Here is an 18,644-nt window from a genome sequence, read left to right on the forward strand (position 1 = left end):
TACTACCCACCCGGGTGGAAAAGTAGGACACCGCCGAACACCCACAAAAAAGGGCACCCACAAGGTGCCCTTTTTTAATTCCCAAAAATTGCAATTCACAGGTGCTTAATTATGGCGCCGCTGAATGTGCCCGTATCCTTTAGCGCAGGGACGTAACCGGAGGTGAATGGCACGAGTGGACATGCACAACGGCAGGGAGGAACGGGCGCCGCGGCGCGGGCCTCGTTCGGGTCCGGGCCGCGCGCGCAGAGCTCAGCCGCAACCCCCACCCAAAGACGACAGGGGCACCGCGCCGCCGCTCCCACCCGATATCGAGCCACGCCAGCTCGCACCCGAAATCCGGCGTGAGCTCAGCACTTTGGACCGTGCTACCGCCGATGCGGTGGCCCGCCACCTCGTCGCTGCGGGCGAGCTGCTCGACGAAGACCCGCAGGCCGCACTGGAGCATGCACGGGCGGCCCGCGCACGGTCCGGCCGCATCGCCGCGGTCCGCGAAGCGGTCGGGATCGCGGCCTATCACTGCGGCGACTGGGCGCAAGCCCTGGCCGAGCTGCGCGCGGCCCGCCGCATGGGCAGCAAATCCCCGCTGCTTCCGCTGATCGCCGATTGCGAACGCGGTCTCGGCCGGCCCGAGCGCGCCGTCGAATTGGCGCGCGGCCCCGAAGCGGCGCAACTCACTGGCGACGACGCCGACGAGCTGCGCATCGTCGCCGCCGGCGCCCGCGCCGACCTCGGCCAGCTCGAACAGGCGCTGATGGTGCTGTCCACCCCGCAGCTCGATCCGACGCGGACCGGGACCACCGCCGCCCGGTTGTTCTACGCCTACGCCGACACGCTGCTGGCCCTCGACCGCGGCGACGAGGCGCTGCAGTGGTTCCTGCGCGCCGCAGCCGCCGACGTCGACGGTGTCACCGACGCCGAAGACCGGGTCAGTGAGCTCGGCTGACGTGGGAACGCTTGCGCAGGAATACGATTGCCTGCTTCTGGACCTCGACGGCACGGTGTTCCGCGGTCATCAGCTCACCGAAGGGGCGGTGGAGTCGCTGGACAAGGCGCCCGGCCGCAAGCTGTTCATCACCAACAACGCCTCCCGGAGCGCGGACGAGGTGGCGGCCCATCTTCGCGATCTCGGCCTGGACGCCACCGGCGACGCCGTCGTCACCAGCGCGCAGGCCGCCGCCCATGTGCTGGCCGACCAGCTGCCGCCCAAATCCCGGGTGCTGGTCGTCGGCACCGAGGCGCTCGCCAACGAAATCACCGCGCGCGGATTGCAGCCGGTGCGGTTGTCACGGGACAAACCCGACGCCGTCGTGCAGGGCCACTCGCCGCAAACCTGTTGGGCCGACCTGGCCGAGGCCGCGCTGGCCATCCGGGCCGGCGCGCTGTGGGTGGCGGCCAACGTCGACCCCACTTTGCCGTCCGAGCGCGGACTGTTGCCCGGCAACGGGTCCATGGTCGCCGCCCTGAAAACCGCCACCGACGCCGAGCCGCAGATAGCCGGCAAACCAGCGCCCGCCCTGATCAAAGACGCGTTGGCGCGCGGCGACTTTCGCGCACCACTGGTTGTCGGGGACCGGCTGGACACCGACATCGCCGGGGCGAATGCGGCGGGGTTGCGCAGCATCATGGTGCTCACCGGGGTCAATTCCGCGCGTGATGCGGTGCATGCCATACCGGCACAACGGCCCACCTATATCGGTCACGATCTGCGCTCGCTGCATCAGGACAGCGACACGCTGGAGGTTGCGCCGCAGAGGGCTTGGCATGCCGAGTTACGGGAGGGAACAGTGACCGTCACCAGCCGTGGAGAGGACGAGGACGGCGACGGCCTGTCGGTGGTTCGCGCCGTCGCCAGCGCGGTGTGGGAAGCGCACGTCGACGACGGTCCTGTCGTTGTCGAGGCCGGCGACGACGCGGCCCGCGACGCCCTGCAGCGCTGGTCCCTGGCGTAAATCCGCTAGCGTTAGGAGCGCAATGACTACGGAACCTGATCAGATTCGTGCCCAGATCGACGCTGTGCTCGCCGAGCTGCCCGAGCTTGCCGACGGCGAGAACGAGCTTGACGAGGCCAAACTCGAGGAAATAGCGCGCCGCCTTTCCGCGGCGCACGACACGCTGGTGCGCGCTCTGGAGATGGCGGAGAAGGGCTGAGTGCGCGGTGCCACGGCGTGCCCGTGTTGACGTCGAACTGGTTCGGCGCGGGTTGGCGCGATCCCGCCAGCAGGCCGCCGAACTGATCGGTGCCGGCAAGGTGAGCATCGACGGCATGCCGGCGGTCAAACCCGCCACCGCGGTCGCGGTCACTGCCACCCTGCGCGTCGCCGACGATGCCGACCACACCTGGGTGTCGCGTGGCGCCCACAAACTCATTGGCGCGCTCGACACCTTCGGCATCAGCGTCGAAGGCCGTCGCTGCCTGGACGCCGGCGCGTCGACCGGTGGCTTCACCCAAGTGCTGTTGGACCGCGGAGCTCGTGAAGTGGTTGCCGCCGACGTCGGATACGGTCAGCTGGCGTGGTCGCTGCGCTCAGATCCACGGGTCGTCGTCGTCGAGCGAACCAACGCCCGGGATCTGTCGCCGTCGAGCATCGGCGGGCCGGTCGACGCGATAGTGGCTGACCTGTCGTTCATCTCGCTGACGACGGTGTTGCCCGCGCTGGCTGAATGCGCGTCGCCCGACGCCGATATCGTTCCCATGGTGAAGCCGCAGTTCGAGGTGGGCAAAGGCCAGGTGGGTGCCGGCGGAGTGGTGCGCGATCCCGCATTGCGCGCCGACACGGTGCTCAGCGTGGCGCGAAGCGCCGAATCGCTGGGCTGGCACACCATCGGCGTCACCGCCAGCCCGCTACCGGGTCCGTCGGGCAACGTCGAATACTTCCTGTGGCTGCGCACCAGTCAAGGCATGTCGGGCGACGCATTGGTGCAGGCGGTCCGCGGCGCCGTGGACGAGGGCCCGCGATGACCAAGGAACGCACCGTTCTGCTGGTGGTGCACACCGGCCGCGAAGAGGCGACGGAGACCGCACGTCGCGTCGAGAAAGTGCTGGGCGACAACGGTATTGGGCTGCGCATGCTGTCAGCCGAGGCGGTTGATCGAGGATCGCTGCACCTGGCGCCCGACGACATGCGCGCGTTGGGCGTCGACATCGACGTGGTCGACGCCGATCCGCACGCCGCCGACGGCTGCGAATTGGTGATCGTGCTCGGCGGTGACGGCACCTTCTTGCGGGCCGCCGAGCTGGCACGCAACGCGTGCATTCCGGTATTGGGCGTAAACCTCGGCCGCATCGGCTTTTTGGCCGAAGCGGAAGCGGAGCACATCGACACCGTGCTCGAGCATGTCATTGCCCGGACGTACCGGGTGGAGGAGCGGCTGACGTTGGACGTCGCGGTGCGGGCCGAGGGCCGCGTGATCGATCGCGGATGGGCGCTCAACGACGCTAGCCTGGAGAAGGGCCCGCGGCTCGGGGTGCTCGGGGTGGTCGTCGAGGTCGACGGCCGGCCGGTGTCGACGTTCGGCTGCGACGGGGTGTTGGTGTCGACGCCAACGGGATCCACCGCCTATGCGTTCTCCGCCGGCGGGCCCGTGCTGTGGCCGGACCTGGAGGCAATCCTGGTGGTGCCCAACAACGCTCACGCACTGTTCGCCAGGCCCATGGTGACCAGCCCCGACGCCACCGTTGCGATCGAAGTCGAGGCCGGCGGGCATGACGCGCTGGTTTTCTGCGACGGGCGCCGCGAAATGCTGGTGCCGGCGGGCGGACGGCTTGAGGTGACACGCTGTGAGACGGCGGTGAAATGGGCGCGGTTGGATAGTGCGCCGTTCACCGACCGTTTGGTGCGAAAGTTCCGGCTGCCGGTCACCGGCTGGCGCGGGCAATAGCCGTGCTGACCGAAATACGGATCGAGTCGCTCGGCGCCATCAGCGTCGCGACCGCGGAGTTCGACCGCGGCCTGACGGTGCTGACCGGCGAAACCGGCACCGGCAAGACCATGGTGGTCACCGGGCTGCATCTGCTCGGCGGCGCACGCGCGGACGCCACCCGGGTGCGTTCGGGGGCCGACCGGGCCGTCGTCGAAGGGCGTTTCAGCACAGTCGATCTCGACGAGGCCGCGGCGTCACGCATCGACGAGATACTCGACGCGGCGGGGGCCGAGCGTGACGAGGACGGCAGCGTGATCGCGCTGCGTTCGGTCAGCCGTGACGGGCCGTCGCGCGCCTATCTCGGCGGCCGCAGCGTGCCGGCCAAGTCGCTGAGTGGCTTCACCGCGGAATTGCTTACGCTACACGGACAGAACGATCAGCTGCGCCTGATGCGGCCCGACGAGCAACGCGCTGCGCTCGACCGGTTCGCAGACGCCGGTGCGCGGCTGGAGCGCTACCGCAAACTGCGCGACGCGTGGCTGTCGGCGCGACGCGACCTCGTCGACCGCAGCGACCGGGCACGCGAATTGGCGCAGGAGGCCGATCGGCTCAAATTCGCGTTGCACGAGATCGACTCGGTGGACCCGTTGCCCGGTGAGGACGACGCGTTGATCGACGACATCCGCCGGCTCTCCGAACTCGATGCGTTGCGGGAGGCGGCCGCCCGGGCCCGCGCGGCGTTGGCCGGAGCGGTCGAGGACACCGCGGAGTCCGGGCCGGCCTCGGCTTCCGACTGCCTGGCCCGGGCCAAGGCGGCGTTGGAGTCGACCGACGACGCCACGCTGCGCGGCCTGGCCGATCAACTCGACGAAGCGCTGACAGTGGTCGGCGACGCCGCTCGGGAACTGGGCGCGTACCTGAGCGAACTTCCCGCCGATGCCAGCGCATTGGACACCAAGCTGGCCCGCCAGGCCGAGTTGCGCACGCTGACCCGCAAATACGCCGCCGATATCGACGGGGTGCTGGCCTGGGCCCGTGAATCGCGAGAACGGTTGGCGCACTTGGATGTTTCCGAGGAGGCCTTGACCGGGCTGCAGCGCCGCGTCGACGAATTGGCCGTCCAATTAGCCGATGCCGCAGCCGATCTCAGCAAGGCCCGCGGCCAAGCGGCCAAGCGGCTGGCCAAAGCGGTCACCGCTGAGCTGTCGGGCTTGGCGATGGCCGATGCCGAATTCACCATCTCGGTGAGCACTCTGTCCAGCGGGGACGACGACCCCGCGGCGCTGACGCTGCCCTCGGGGGCGCGCGCGCACGCCGGCGGCGACGGCATCGACCAGGTCGAGTTCGGCTTCGCCGCCCACCGCGGCATGACGGTGCTGCCCTTGTCCAAAAGCGCGTCCGGCGGCGAGCTGTCCCGGGTGATGCTGGCCCTGGAGGTGGTGCTGGCGACGTCGCGGAAACAGACGGCGGGCACCACGATGGTGTTCGACGAGGTCGACGCCGGCGTCGGCGGCCGAGCCGCGGTGCAGATCGGCCGGCGGCTGGCGCGGTTGGCCCGCAGCCAGCAGGTGATCGTCGTGACGCATCTGCCTCAGGTGGCCGCCTACGCCGACGTGCACCTGATGGTGGACAGCGCCGGGCGGGACGGCGCCAGCGGCGTGCGGCGACTCGACGGCGACGAGCGGGTGGCCGAGCTGGCCAGGATGCTGGCCGGGCTCGGTGAGTCCGACAGCGGCCGCGCCCACGCGCGCGAACTGCTCGAGGCCGCCCAATGTGATCGGATCGCGACCTCCTGACCACTTTGTCGTTGTGACAGATGTGACAATACAACTTCTGAGGCTCCTGTTACGGCGCGCCTCCACGTCTGATCGCGGGTTCACCGACAGAATCGCCGCATGAGGATGTCAGCTCTTTTGTCCCGTAACACCGAGCGGCCCGGTGTCGTCGGCACCGCCCGAGTCGACCGCGACATCGACCGGCTGCTGCGACGCGTCTGCCCCGGCGACATCGTGGTGCTCGACGTGTTGGACCTGGACCGGATCACCGCCGACGCGCTCGTCGACGCCGAGATCGCGGCCGTCGTCAACGCGTCCCCGTCGGTGTCGGGGCGTTAGCCCAATCAGGGCCCAGAGGTGTTGGTGGCCAACGGTGTCACGCTCATCGACGAGACGGGACCCGAGGTCTTCAAGAAGGTCAAGGACGGCGCCAAGATCCGGCTGTACAACGGCGGCGTCTACTCCGGCGATCGGCGGTTGGTGCGGGGCACCGAGCGCACCGACCACGAGATCGCCGACCTCATGCAGGAGGCCAAGAGTGGACTGGTTGCGCACCTGGAAGCCTTCGCGGGCAACACGATTGAATTCATCCGCAGCGAAAGCCCGTTGCTGATCGACGGAATCGGCATCCCCGACGTCGATGTCGACCTGCGCCGGCGCCACGTGGTGCTGGTCGGCGACGAGCCGCACGCCGAGGAAGACCTCAAGCGCCTCAAGCCGTTCATCAAGGAATACCAACCCGTGTTGATCGGTGTCGGCATGGGCGCCGACGTGGTGCGCAAGGCGGGTTATCGCCCGCAGATCATTGTCGGTGATCCGAGCCAGATGAGCGCTGACGTCCTCAAGTGCGGCGCGCAGGTGGTGTTGCCGGCTGACGCCGACGGCCACGCGCCCGGCCTGGAGCGCATCCAGGATCTCGGCGTCGGCGCGATGACATTCCCGGCCGCCGGTTCGCCCATGGACCTGGCGCTGCTCTTGGCCGACCATCACGGCGCCGCATTGCTGGTGACCGCGGGGCATACCGCCAACATCGAGACGTTCTTCGACCGGACCCGCCAGCAGAGCAACCCCTCGACGTTTTTGACCCGGCTGCGGGTGGGAGAAAAGCTGGTGGACGCCAAGGCGGTTGCCACTTTGTACCGCAACCGGATTTCGGGTGGCGCCATCGCGTTCCTAATACTGGCGATGCTGGTCGCGGTCAGCATCATGCTGTGGGTCTCGCGTACCGATGCCGTGGTGATGCACTGGGTTGTCGAGTACTGGAACCGGTTCTCCCTGTGGGTTCAGGGCTGGGTCAGCTAGCACGGTGATTTCCCTACGGCACCACGCGATTTCGCTGGCCGCGGTGTTCCTTGCGCTGGCGGTCGGCGTCGTCCTGGGCTCGGGCGTGCTGTCGGACACGCTGCTGTCGGGACTGCGCGAGGAAAAGCGGGATCTGCACTCCCAGATCAACGCGCTGAACGACCAGAAGAACGTCCTGAATGAAAAGCTCACCGCGGCAAACGCTTTCGACGCCCAGATCGCCGGGCGGATTGTTCACGACGCGCTGAGCGGCAAGTCCGTCGTCGTCTTCCGCACCCCCGACGCACACGACGACGACGTCGACGCGCTGTCGAAGGTCGTCGGTCAGGCCGGGGGAGCGGTCAGCGGCACCGTGTCGCTGACGCAGGAGTTCGTCGACGCCAACTCGGCGGAGAAATTGCGGTCGGTGGTGAACTCGTCCATCGTGCCGGCGGGCGCCCAGCTGAGTACCAAGCTGGTGGATCAGGGCTCGCAGGCCGGCGACCTGCTGGGGATCGCGTTGCTGATCAACCGTGATCCTGTGGTGCCGCCCGTCGACGACGCCCAGCGCGACACCGTGCTGGCGGCGCTGCGCGACACCGGATTTATCGCCTACCGCGACCAGCACATCGGCGCATCGAACGCTGCGCTGGTGGTCACCGGCGGTGGGCTCGGCGACGACGCCGGCAACCAGGGCGCCACCGTGGCGCGGTTCGCCGCGGGGCTGGCGCCCCATGGTTCTGGCGTGGTGCTGGCCGGTCGCGACGGGTCGTCGGTCGGAACGGCCGCGGTCGCGGTGGCCCGCGCCGACGCGGGCGTGGCCTCGGCGATCAGCACGGTCGACGACGTGGACGCCGAACCCGGCCGGATCACCGCCATCCTGGGTCTGGCCGACCTGGTCAACGGCGGACACACCGGCCAGTACGGCACCGGTCACGGCGCCGGCGCCCTCACCGTCGCGCAGTAGCCGTCTGCAGGGCGTGTCAGCGACCGGCGCGCGAGGTCAGTGTTAGGGTGGGGTTCCGTGGGTCGGAAGCCAACCCTGCGCCGTCTTCACGGAGGTTGCTCTTTTGCGTAAGCATCCGCAAACTGCCACCAAGCACCTCTTCGTCAGCGGCGGCGTCGTTTCCTCGCTGGGCAAAGGCTTGACGGCCAGCAGCCTCGGGCAACTGCTGACCGCGCGCGGGTTGCAGGTGACCATGCAGAAACTCGACCCGTACCTCAACGTCGACCCGGGCACCATGAACCCGTTCCAGCACGGCGAGGTCTTTGTCACCGAGGACGGCGCCGAGACCGACCTCGACGTCGGCCACTACGAGCGGTTCCTCGACCGCGACCTGTCCGGTTCGGCGAATGTCACTACCGGACAGGTGTATTCGACGGTGATCGCCAAAGAACGCCGCGGCGAATACCTCGGTGACACCGTCCAGGTGATCCCTCATATCACCGACGAGATCAAGCGGCGGATCCTGGCGATGGCCCAGCCGGACGCCGACGGCAACCGCCCGGACGTGGTAATCACCGAAATCGGCGGCACTGTAGGCGATATCGAGTCACAGCCGTTCCTGGAGGCGGCGCGTCAGGTGCGTCATGATCTCGGCCGGGAGAACGTCTTTTTCCTGCACGTGTCGCTGGTGCCCTACCTGGCGCCGTCGGGCGAATTGAAAACCAAACCGACCCAGCACTCGGTGGCGGCGCTGCGCAGCATCGGTATCACGCCGGATGCGTTGATCCTGCGCTGTGACCGCGATGTTCCCGAGCCGCTGAAGAACAAGATCGCGCTGATGTGTGACGTCGACATCGACGGCGTCATCTCCACTCCCGACGCGCCCTCGATCTACGACATCCCCAAGGTGCTGCACCGCGAGGAACTCGACGCGTACGTGGTGCGCCGGCTCAACCTGCCGTTCCGCGACGTCGACTGGACCGAATGGGACGACCTGTTGCGCCGGGTACACGAGCCGCAGGAGACTGTGCGAATCGCGTTGGTGGGCAAGTACATCGACCTTTCCGACGCTTACCTTTCGGTCACCGAGGCGCTGCGCGCCGGGGGGTTCAGGCATCACGCGAAGGTCGAGATGCGCTGGGTGGCGTCCGACGACTGCGATACCGCAAGCGGTGCGGCGGCCGCGTTGGGCGACGTGGACGGCGTGCTGATTCCTGGTGGCTTCGGGATCCGCGGTATCGAGGGCAAGATCGGCGCGATCAGCTACGCGCGGTCCAGGGGTCTGCCGGTGCTGGGACTGTGTCTTGGCTTGCAGTGCATCGTGATCGAGGCTGCACGTTCGGTCGGCCTGACGCAGGCGAACTCCGCCGAGTTCGACCCGGCCACGCCGGATCCCGTCATTTCCACGATGGCCGACCAGCAGGACATCGTCGCGGGCGAGGCGGATCTCGGCGGCACCATGCGGCTCGGCTCCTACCCGGCGGTGCTGGAGCCGGATTCGATTGTCGCGCAGGCATACCAGTCGACTCAAGTGAGCGAGCGGCACCGGCACCGCTACGAAGTCAACAACGCCTACCGCGAGAAGATCGCCGAAAGCGGGCTGAGGTTTTCCGGCACTTCGCCCGACGGCCATCTGGTGGAATTCGTCGAATATGCCGCCGAAACGCACCCGTTCGTCGTCGGCACCCAAGCGCATCCCGAACTGAAGAGTCGGCCCACCCGTCCGCACCCGCTGTTCGTCGCGTTCGTGGGAGCGGCCCTCGACTACAAGGCGGCCGAGCGGCTGCCGGTGGAAATTCCCGAGCACCGGGCCAACGGCAACGAACACCGCGACGGCGTCAGCGCCCCAGTAGCCGAACCCGTGACCCGTGGGTGAGCACGTTTTCGAGACCACGTCGTCCGAAACATTGCACACCGGAAAGATTTTCGCGCTTCGCACCGACCATGTCCGGATGCCTGGCGGCAAAACGGTCATCCGCGAGGTCGTCGAGCACTTTGGCGCGGTAGCCGTCGTCGCGCTCGACGACGACGGCAACCTCCCGCTGGTCTACCAGTACCGCCACCCGTTCGGCAGGCGGCTGTGGGAGCTGCCGGCCGGCCTGCTTGATGTCGACGGTGAGGCAGCACATCTGACCGCCGCCCGCGAACTGCGCGAAGAGGCGGGCCTGGAAGCCCAGACATGGCACGTGCTGGTCGATCTGGATTCCACGCCCGGATTCAGCGACGAGTCGGTCCGCGTCTATCTGGCCACCGGGTTGACCCAAGTGGACCGGCCCGAGGCGCACGACGAAGAGGCCGACATGACCTTGCGCTGGTTCGCGCTCGACCAGGCGGTCCGTCGGGTGTTCAGCGGCGAGATCGTGAATTCCCTTGCGGTTGCCGGGATTTTGGCCGCACACGCGGTGCGCCGTGGCGTCGCGGAGCCGCGGCCGGTGGACGCGCCGTGGATCGACAAGCCGACGGCGTTCGCCAAACGACAGGCCGCGCGATGACGACGTTGGCGCCGCCGCTGGAGTCCCAGCTGCAGGGTTACCTCGACCATCTGACGATCGAGCGGGGAGTGGCAGCCAACACGTTGAGCTCGTACCGTCGCGACTTGCGCCGCTACTCCGAGCATCTGGGGCAGCGCGGCATCGACGATTTGGCCAAGGTCACCGAGGACGACGTCAGCGACTTCCTGGTGGCGCTGCGGCAGGGAAACCCGGAAGCGGGTGTGGCGCCGCTGTCGGCGGTGTCGGCGGCACGGACGCTGATCGCCGTGCGCGGTCTGCACCGGTTCGCCGCCGCGGAAGGGCTGGCCGAACTGGATGTGGCGCGCGCCGTCAAGCCGCCGACGCCGGGGCGCCGGCTGCCCAAAAGCCTGTCCGTGGACGAGGTTTCGGCGCTGCTGGACGGCGCGGGCGGCGACGGCCCCGCAGACGGGCCGCTGACTCTGCGCAACCGGGCGCTGCTGGAGCTTCTGTACTCGACCGGGGCACGGATTTCCGAGGCCGTCGGGCTCGACGTCGACGACGTCGACACCCACGACCGGTCGGTGCTGCTGCGCGGCAAGGGCGGCAAGCAGCGGTTGGTGCCGGTGGGCCGACCCGCGGTGCAGGCCCTGGATGCCTATCTGGTGCGGGGACGGCCGGACTTGGCGCGCCGCGGGCGCGGCACGCCGGCGATCTTCCTCAACGCCCGCGGCGGCCGGTTGTCGCGGCAAAGCGCCTGGCAGGTGCTGCAGGACGCCGCCGAACGCGCCGGCATCACGTCGGGCGTGTCGCCGCACACGCTGCGGCACTCGTTCGCCACCCATCTGCTGGACGGCGGCGCCGACGTGCGTGTCGTGCAGGAGTTGCTGGGCCATGCCTCAGTGACGACGACGCAGATCTACACGCTGGTGACCGTGCATGCGCTGCGCGAAGTCTGGGCCGGCGCCCACCCGCGGGCGCGCTAGCGCTTACCCCATGCGCGAACGTGCGTGTTTGTACGTCGACACGCCGTTACCCCTGGCATTCTGTGCACGCTCGCGCGCACGAAGCGCTTACCCCAAGTACTCCGACTCCAGCACCAGATCCGAGATCAAGCTCTGGTACTCCAGGTGCGCCTTGTGCTCGACCGTGTTCCACAGCGTGCCCTGCTGGCGGCGCATGTACTCGCGGTAGCGCGGCGCGCCGGGCACTTTGACGTTGTCGGCGACCACGATGGAACCGGGATGCAGCCAGCCGCGGTCCAGGATGCTCTGCAGATCGGTCAGATATGCATCCTTGTCGTGGTCGAGGAACAGGAAGTCCAGCACGCCTGCGGTAAACCCGTGCTCGGCGGCCAGCGCCTCCAGCGTGCGCCCGCCGTCGCCGATCGTGCCCACCACGCATGTCACGCGGTCGGCAACGCCGGCATGCGCCCAGATCCGCCGGGCGTTGACGGCGTTGGCTTCGGCGAGTTCAACGGAGTACACCTTGGCGGCCGGGGCCGCCCGGGCGATCCGCAGCGCGCCGTAGCCGCAGTAGGTGCCCAGCTCGAGCGCCAGCTTGGGGTCGGCGCGCCGGACCGCGGCGTCGAGCAGCTTGCCTTTCTCGTCGCCGACGTTGATCAGCAGCGACTTCTCGTAGGCGAACCGGTCGATGGTGGCCAGTACGTCGTCGATGTCACCGGCTTTCGCGTTTTCCAGCACGTAGGCGACCGCTGCGGCCTCCCGCCCGTCGCCGATCTGGCCGGTCGTGACGATGTTGCGGGCGCCGGTCGCCATCCGCCAGACCGACCACCGCAGAAACGGGATGCGTTGTTTGAGGCCCATGAGGCATCACGCTAGTCGTCCGGCGAATTCGCTGGTTACCTTGCCTGCGGGTCTTCCGGCGCAAACCCGCAAAACCGCTACACTTTCCTGCGATGTCCGCCACTACCCGAACGCTCTGGGCATGACTGACGACGCCGACAGCGGCGCCGAGGTCGGCCTGACCGGGCGGCCGCCGCGGACAATTCCGGAACCCAAACCCAAGACCGCGCACGGCCCGGCCAAGGTCGTCGCGATGTGCAACCAGAAGGGCGGCGTCGGCAAAACCACGTCGGCGATCAACCTGGGCGCCGCGCTGGCCGACTACGGCCGCCGCGTGCTGCTGGTGGACATGGATCCGCAGGGCGCGCTGTCGGCGGGTCTGGGCGTACCGCACTACGAACTGGACCACACCATCCACAACCTGCTGGTCGAACCACGGGTGTCGATCGACGACGTGCTGGTCCACACCAGGGTCAAGCACATGGATCTGGTGCCGTCCAACATCGACCTGTCGGCGGCCGAGATCCAGCTGGTCAACGAGGTGGGCCGCGAGCAGACGCTGGCGCGTGCCCTGCATCCCGTGCTGGACCGCTACGACTACGTGCTGATCGACTGCCAGCCGTCGCTCGGCCTGCTCACCGTCAACGGACTGGCCGGCTCCGACGGCGTCATCATTCCCACCGAGTGCGAGTACTTCTCACTGCGGGGCCTGGCGTTGCTGACCGACACCGTCGACAAGGTGCGCGACCGGCTCAACCCCAAGCTCGAAATCAGCGGCATCCTGATCACCCGCTTCGACCCGCGGACCGTCAACTCGCGCGAGGTGATGGCCCGAGTTGTGGAGCGGTTCGGCGACCTGGTGTTCGACACGGTGATCACCCGCACGGTTCGCTTCCCGGAGACCAGCGTCGCCGGTGAACCGATCACGACATGGGCACCGAAATCGACCGGTGCGCAGGCGTACCGCTCGCTAGCGCGCGAGGTCGTCGCCCGGTTCGGCGCGTGAGCAGCCCGGACACCGCGACGCAGAACGGCTTCCAGGTCAGGCTGACCAATTTCGAGGGGCCGTTCGACCTGCTGCTGCAGCTGATCTTCGCGCACCGCCTCGACGTCACCGAGGTGGCGCTGCATCAGGTCACCGACGACTTCATCGCCTACACCCGCACGATCGGCCCGCAGCTGGGGCTGGAGGAGACCACTGCGTTCCTGGTGATCGCCGCGACGTTGCTCGACCTCAAGGCGGCGCGGCTGCTGCCGTCCGGGCAGGTCGACGACGAGGAAGACCTGGCGCTGCTGGAGGTGCGCGACCTGCTGTTCGCCCGGCTGCTGCAGTACCGGGCGTTCAAGCACGTCGCGCAGATGTTCGCCGAGCTGGAGGCGGCCGCGCTGCGCAGCTATCCGCGGGCGGTGTCGCTGGAGGACCGGTTCGCCGGGCTGCTGCCCGAGGTGATGCTGGGCGTCGACGCCGAGCGCTTTGCGCAGATCGCCGCCGCCGCATTCACCCCGCGACCCGTGCCGACGGTGGCCACCGAGCACCTGCACGAGCTGATGGTGTCGGTACCCGAGCAGGCTGGGCAGCTGTTGTCGCTGCTGGAGTCACGCGGGATCGGGCAGTGGGCGTCGTTTTCCGAGCTGGTGGCCGACTGCCGGGTCCCGATCGAGATCGTCGGCCGGTTCCTGGCGCTGCTCGAACTGTATCGGGCCCGGGCGGTAGCATTCGACCAGTCAGAACCGCTTGGTGTACTCCAGGTTTCATGGACCGGAGAACGGCCGACCAACGAAGACCTGGAAATTCGAGACCAATCATGACCGATCCTGACCTGGGTATTGACGTCGCGACCGCGCCGGAGCTGCCCGACGACGAGCTGGGCGCGGTGCTCGAGGCGTTGCTGCTGGTCGTCGACACCCCGGTGACCGTCGAGGCGCTGGCCGCGGCCACCGAACAGCCGGTGTACCGGATCGCCGCCAAGCTGCGGCTGATGGCCGACGAGCTCACCGAGCGTGACAGTGGGATCGACCTGCGCGAGGCGGGTGGTGGCTGGCGGATGTACACCCGCGCCCGCTACGCGCCGTACGTCGAGCGGTTGCTGCTGGACGGCTCACGCTCGAAGCTGACCCGCGCCGCGCTTGAGACGCTGGCCGTGGTGGCCTACCGCCAGCCGGTGACCCGGGCACGCGTGAGCGCGGTGCGCGGGGTCAACGTCGACGCCGTCATGCGCACGCTGCTGGCGCGCGGCCTGATCACCGAGGCGGGCACCGATCCGGATACCGGCGCGACGACGTTCGCCACCACCGAGCTGTTTTTGGAGCGGCTGGGGTTGTCGTCGCTGGCCGACCTGCCCGACATCGCGCCGCTGCTTCCCGATGTCGACATGATCGACGATTTGAGCGAATCGCTGGACGAGGAGCCACGTTTCGTCAAACTCTCCGGCGGCCCCGAGCCGGATCAGCCGCTCTCGTTCGACGTGGACCAGGAATGACCGACGGCGTTCGCCTGCAAAAGGTGTTGTCGCAGGCCGGAATTGCGTCGCGGCGGGTCGCGGAGAGGATGATCACCGACGGCCGCGTCGAGGTGGACGGGCAGCTGGTCACCGAATTGGGCACCCGGGTCGACCCGGACCTGTCGGTAATCCGCGTCGACGGGGCGCGGATCGTTCTCGACGATTCGATGGTGTATCTGGCACTCAACAAGCCGCGCGGCGTGCACTCGACAATGTCGGACGATCGCGGCCGGCCCTGCATCGGCGATCTGGTCGAGCATCGAGTGCGGGGAAAGCAGAAGCAGCAGCTTTTTCACGTCGGGCGGTTGGACGCCGACACCGAGGGCCTGATCCTGTTGACCAATGACGGGGAGCTGGCGCACCGGCTGATGCACCCCTCCTTTTGCGTGCCCAAGACGTACGTCGCGACGGTCGCCGGGTCGGTGCCCCGCGGGCTGGGCAAAAAGCTGCGCGCCGGAATCGAATTGGACGACGGGCCGGCGTCCGTCGACGATTTCGCGGTGGTCGACACCGTCCCGGGCAAGACGCTGGTGCGGGTCACCTTGCACGAAGGACGCAAACGCATTGTGCGACGGCTGTTGGCCGCCGCAGGTTTCCCGGTGCAGGCGTTGGTGCGAACCGACATCGGTGCGGTATCGCTGGGACAGCAGCGGCCGGGCAGCGTACGTCCGTTGGGCCGCAACGAGATCGGCGAACTGTATCGGGCGGTCGGCCTGTGAGCGTGGTTGTCGCCGTGGACGGGCCGGCTGGGACCGGAAAGTCTTCGGTATCAAGAGGTTTGGCGCGCGGGCTGAATGCGCGGTATTTGGACACCGGTGCCATGTATCGGATCGTGACGCTGGCGGTGTTGCGGGCCGGAGTCGACCCTGCCGACGAGGCGGCGGTCGGCGAGGTTGCGGCTGGGGTGCAGTTGTCGGTGGGCTACGACCCGGATGTGGACCGCTGTTGCCTTGACTCGGAAGATGTTTCGGCCGAGATCCGCGGGGACGAGGTGACGCGTGCGGTGTCCGCGGTCTCATCGGTTCCGGCGGTGCGGGCCCGGCTGGTGGAATTGCAGCGTGCGCTGGCGAACGGCGGCGGCAGCATCGTGGTCGAAGGCCGTGACATCGGGACGGTGGTGCTGCCCGAGGCCGACGTGAAAATTTTCCTGACGGCATCGGCCGAGACGCGGGCGCGGCGGCGCAATGACCAGAACATCGCCGCGGGCCTGCCCGACGACTACGAGGGGGTACTGGCCGACGTGCGCCGCCGCGATCATCTGGATTCGACGCGGGCGGTGTCGCCGCTGCGGGCCGCTGACGACGCGGTGGTCGTCGACACCAGCGAGATGACCGAAGCCGAGGTGGTCGCCTACCTGCTGGAGTTGGTCGAGCAGCGACGCGAGGCGGTCCGGTGAGTCACGACGGCACCTGGAGCGACGAAAGCGACTGGGACGTCGAGGCTTCCGGCCCGCCGCCGGTGGTGGCGGTCGTGGGCCGGCCCAATGTCGGCAAGTCGACGTTGGTCAACCGCATCCTGGGCCGGCGCGAGGCGGTGGTCCAGGACGTTCCCGGCGTGACCCGCGACCGGGTGTCCTACGACGCGCTGTGGACCGGACGCCGCTTCGTCGTGCAGGACACCGGCGGCTGGGAGCCCGACGCCAAGGGCCTGCAGCAGCTGGTTGCCGAGCAGGCGGCAGTGGCGATGCGCACGGCCGACGCAGTGATCCTGGTAGTGGATGCGGTCGTGGGCGCAACCGCCGGCGACGACGCCGCGGCCCGCATCTTGCGCCGTGCCGGCAAGCCAGTGTTCTTGGCGGCCAACAAGGTTGACGGCGAACGGGGCGAGGCGGACGCCGCCGCGCTGTGGTCGCTCGGGCTGGGGCAGCCGTATGCGATCAGCGCGATGCACGGTCGGGGCGTGGCCGACCTGCTCGACGACGTTGTTGCTGCGCTGCCGCAGGTGGCCGAATCGGCGGCCACGTCCGGCGGCCCGCGGCGGGTGGCGCTCGTCGGGAAGCCCAATGTCGGCAAGAGCTCACTGCTGAACCGGCTAGCGGGCGATGAGCTGGCGGTGGTGCACGAGGTCGCCGGTACCACGGTCGACCCGGTGGACTCGCTGATCGAAATGAACGGCAAGGTCTGGCGTTTCGTCGACACCGCCGGTTTGCGCCGCAAGGTGGGACAGGCCAGCGGACACGAGTTCTATGCATCGGTGCGCACCCACGGCGCGATCGATGCCGCCGAGGTGGTGATCGTGTTGATCGACGCGTCGGTGCCGCTGACCGAACAGGATCAGCGGGTGCTGTCCATGGTGATCGAGGCCGGGCGAGCGCTGGTGCTGGCGTTCAACAAGTGGGATCTGGTCGACGAGGACCGCCGCTATCTGCTGGAGCGGGAGATCGACCGCGAGCTGGTACAGGTGCGCTGGGCGCAGCGGGTCAACATCTCGGCGAAAACGGGTCGGGCAGTGCAGAAGTTGGTGCCGGCGCTGGAAAGTGCTCTGGCGTCATGGGATACGCGGATCTCGACCGGTCGTTTGAACACCTGGGTCAAGGAGGTGGTGGCCGCGACGCCGCCGCCGGTGCGCGGCGGACGGCAGCCCCGGATTCTCTTCGCCACCCAGGCGGCAGCGCGGCCCCCGACGTTCGTGTTGTTCACCACCGGCTTTCTCGAGGCTGGCTACCGACGGTTCCTGGAGCGACGACTGCGGGAAACGTTCGGTTTCGAGGGCAGCCCGATTCGTATCAACGTCCGCGTGCGCGAGAAGCGGGGCGCTCGGTCACGGTGATTCGTCCGTGGATGACCTACCGCGCGGGTGAATTGGCCGAATCCGTGGTGCTAGCCGACCAGCGACGGCCATCCCGGGGAAGTCGGTAGTCCCGATAGGCGGACAACTGGATCGCGGTCAAACCCCCCACAGCGGACACGGGGATCAGGTAGTAGTCGAAGTCACCGTCGACGACGAAGAATCGGTCGATCTCATCCGGGTCGTACGTCCTGCGTTCCTTGCCGGTATTGGAGATCCACACAGTCCAAGACGTCCCTTGCTTCACCGTGGTCGTCTTGATCTGGATCCGTTCGGCCGTCGTGCCCATCCAGACCAGTAGGTCGTAGCGGCAAGGCTCGAGTGGCCACGAAACAGCATGACCGCAGAGCTCAAACCACGCCGCGGCCATGAGTGGCCCGGCCCTGGCGAGGTTCGCCTGCTGCGGACGCATCAATCCGGCCGGCGGCTGCGGCTTTCTCGGCGGGGCGAGGTGAGCAGTGTCGAGGCCGAGTCGTACGGCGTGGCCGCGGATCGTCGTCGTGCTCGACCCGCCGGCCAATCCGAGCATCTCCGCGACCTGTGTCCAGCTCGTGGCGGAGGCGATCGCGGCTTCGAGCTGCCGGTCCGTCCAGCGCCGCTGGCCGGTGAAGTGGCTGTAGTCGAGTCCCAGCCGGTCGGTATGGCCACGGACCGAGCGCATGGCCGCCGCGGACGTGGCCGAGAGGCCGAGTGCGCGAAGGACACCGCGCCAGGAGTGGGAAGCCCCGACGGCCTCGACCAATTGCGCATCCGAATAGCGCCTCATGACACGACATTACCCTACTGCGTCCCATGATGCGCTATCACGATCGGTCGGGCTGACAGGATTTGAACCTGCGACCCCTACACCCCCAGTGTAGTGCGCTACCAAACTGCGCCACAGCCCGTGGAACCGTCGGAACAAGTCGACCGACGCGAGAGAACGATACCTCAGCGGGCGACTCACCTCTGAAGCGATCACTCCCACTCGGCGCGGAGGATTCCGATCCTCCGGGGGCGTTCACCGGGCGTCAGAGAAAGCTACACGCGGCTCGTTGGACAGTTGCGGGCGTCGCCGCGGACATTCAGCGGTCGCTTGAGGCCAATGCGAATTCGCGAGCGTGGCGTGACACGTGCTAAGGCGAATGCGGCAACCTAGGGGCTGGCTTCTAGGCTGCCGGCGAGCCTTGCCTAATCACTTGCGGCGCAGGGATGTCATCGCGCACTAGGTCGCCCGGGAAGCATGGTGACGAGAC

At 68.1% G+C, this 18,644-nt stretch carries 18 protein-coding genes, 1 tRNA gene and 1 pseudogene; 17 read left to right on the forward strand and 3 right to left on the reverse strand.

Features of this window, described 5'->3' with window-relative positions; translation table 11 throughout:
* Positions 1-166: 166 nt before the first annotated feature.
* The 11 genes and pseudogenes from AWC14_RS20515 (at position 167) to xerD (ending at position 11,302) form a co-directional block, all read left to right on the forward strand.
* A complete protein-coding gene (locus tag AWC14_RS20515) occupies positions 167-946 on the forward strand; it encodes a tetratricopeptide repeat protein (protein ID WP_081968141.1) in 780 nt (259 codons plus the stop codon).
* A 1-nt stretch (position 947) separates the two neighbouring features.
* Positions 948-1,952, forward strand: coding sequence for an HAD-IIA family hydrolase (locus AWC14_RS20520; RefSeq protein WP_045378845.1), 1,005 nt, complete (start codon positions 948-950; stop codon positions 1,950-1,952).
* 22 nt (positions 1,953-1,974) lie between these two features.
* The gene (locus tag AWC14_RS29050) at positions 1,975-2,151 is read left to right on the forward strand and encodes a hypothetical protein (protein WP_162835655.1); all 177 of its coding nucleotides are present in this window, start codon (positions 1,975-1,977) and stop codon (positions 2,149-2,151) included.
* A 7-nt stretch (positions 2,152-2,158) separates the two neighbouring features.
* Positions 2,159-2,962, forward strand: coding sequence for a TlyA family RNA methyltransferase (locus AWC14_RS20525; protein ID WP_045378744.1), 804 nt, complete (start codon positions 2,159-2,161; stop codon positions 2,960-2,962).
* Positions 2,959-3,882, forward strand: a complete 924-nt coding sequence (locus AWC14_RS20530; RefSeq protein WP_045378746.1) for an NAD kinase — start codon at positions 2,959-2,961, stop codon at positions 3,880-3,882. The genes AWC14_RS20525 and AWC14_RS20530 overlap by 4 nt, the downstream gene beginning before the upstream one ends.
* A 2-nt stretch (positions 3,883-3,884) precedes the next feature.
* Positions 3,885-5,660 (forward strand): DNA repair protein RecN, encoded by a 1,776-nt coding sequence (recN, locus tag AWC14_RS20535; RefSeq protein ID WP_045378748.1) that lies wholly within the window; start codon positions 3,885-3,887, stop codon positions 5,658-5,660.
* A gap of 99 nt (positions 5,661-5,759) precedes the next feature.
* Positions 5,760-6,941, forward strand: a pseudogene (steA, locus tag AWC14_RS20540) (putative cytokinetic ring protein SteA).
* 4 nt (positions 6,942-6,945) lie between these two features.
* Positions 6,946-7,887 (forward strand): copper transporter, encoded by a 942-nt coding sequence (locus AWC14_RS20545; RefSeq protein ID WP_045378750.1) that lies wholly within the window; start codon positions 6,946-6,948, stop codon positions 7,885-7,887.
* Positions 7,888-7,990: 103 nt separating this feature from the next.
* A complete protein-coding gene (gene pyrG / locus AWC14_RS20550; RefSeq protein WP_045378751.1) occupies positions 7,991-9,742 on the forward strand; it encodes a CTP synthase in 1,752 nt (583 codons plus the stop codon).
* Positions 9,735-10,358, forward strand: a complete 624-nt coding sequence (locus tag AWC14_RS20555) for an NUDIX domain-containing protein (protein ID WP_045378753.1) — start codon at positions 9,735-9,737, stop codon at positions 10,356-10,358. Before pyrG ends, AWC14_RS20555 begins: the two co-directional genes overlap by 8 nt.
* Positions 10,355-11,302, forward strand: a complete 948-nt coding sequence (gene xerD, locus AWC14_RS20560; protein WP_045378755.1) for a site-specific tyrosine recombinase XerD — start codon at positions 10,355-10,357, stop codon at positions 11,300-11,302. The genes AWC14_RS20555 and xerD overlap by 4 nt, the downstream gene beginning before the upstream one ends.
* Positions 11,303-11,389: 87 nt before the next feature.
* On the opposite strand, the gene AWC14_RS20565 is transcribed toward xerD, so the two are convergent.
* Positions 11,390-12,142, reverse strand: a complete 753-nt coding sequence (locus tag AWC14_RS20565) for an O-methyltransferase (RefSeq protein WP_045378757.1) — start codon at positions 12,140-12,142, stop codon at positions 11,390-11,392.
* Between the two features lie 121 nt (positions 12,143-12,263).
* Between AWC14_RS20565 and AWC14_RS20570 the strand changes: the two genes are divergently transcribed.
* The 6 genes from AWC14_RS20570 to der are packed head-to-tail and all read left to right on the forward strand — an operon-like array spanning position 12,264 to position 17,391.
* Positions 12,264-13,127 carry a ParA family protein gene (locus tag AWC14_RS20570; protein ID WP_045378760.1) on the forward strand — a complete coding sequence of 288 codons (864 nt, stop codon included), beginning with the start codon at positions 12,264-12,266 and terminating at the stop codon, positions 13,125-13,127.
* Positions 13,052-13,930 (forward strand): segregation/condensation protein A, encoded by an 879-nt coding sequence (locus AWC14_RS20575; RefSeq protein WP_235215902.1) that lies wholly within the window; start codon positions 13,052-13,054, stop codon positions 13,928-13,930. The genes AWC14_RS20570 and AWC14_RS20575 overlap by 76 nt, the downstream gene beginning before the upstream one ends.
* Positions 13,927-14,601, forward strand: a complete 675-nt coding sequence (gene scpB / locus AWC14_RS20580; protein ID WP_045378766.1) for an SMC-Scp complex subunit ScpB — start codon at positions 13,927-13,929, stop codon at positions 14,599-14,601. The genes AWC14_RS20575 and scpB overlap by 4 nt, the downstream gene beginning before the upstream one ends.
* Complete coding sequence (locus AWC14_RS20585) at positions 14,598-15,341, forward strand: pseudouridine synthase (protein WP_045378769.1); 744 nt, start codon at positions 14,598-14,600, stop codon at positions 15,339-15,341. Before scpB ends, AWC14_RS20585 begins: the two co-directional genes overlap by 4 nt.
* Positions 15,338-16,018 (forward strand): (d)CMP kinase, encoded by a 681-nt coding sequence (cmk, locus tag AWC14_RS20590; RefSeq protein WP_045378772.1) that lies wholly within the window; start codon positions 15,338-15,340, stop codon positions 16,016-16,018. The genes AWC14_RS20585 and cmk overlap by 4 nt, the downstream gene beginning before the upstream one ends.
* Positions 16,015-17,391: a ribosome biogenesis GTPase Der gene (gene der / locus AWC14_RS20595; protein WP_045378775.1), complete on the forward strand. Its 1,377-nt coding sequence runs from the start codon at positions 16,015-16,017 to the stop codon at positions 17,389-17,391. Before cmk ends, der begins: the two co-directional genes overlap by 4 nt.
* Positions 17,392-17,407: 16 nt before the next feature.
* Here the strand turns inward: der and AWC14_RS20600 are convergent, their stop codons facing one another.
* Positions 17,408-18,175 (reverse strand): group I intron-associated PD-(D/E)XK endonuclease, encoded by a 768-nt coding sequence (locus AWC14_RS20600; RefSeq protein ID WP_045378778.1) that lies wholly within the window; start codon positions 18,173-18,175, stop codon positions 17,408-17,410.
* 47 nt (positions 18,176-18,222) lie between these two features.
* Positions 18,223-18,296: transfer RNA gene (locus AWC14_RS20605), tRNA-Pro, on the reverse strand.
* Positions 18,297-18,644: the final 348 nt, after the last annotated feature.

The organism is Mycobacterium kyorinense (assembly GCF_002101735.1).
In the GTDB taxonomy this organism is placed as follows: Bacteria; Actinomycetota; Actinomycetes; order Mycobacteriales; family Mycobacteriaceae; genus Mycobacterium; species Mycobacterium kyorinense.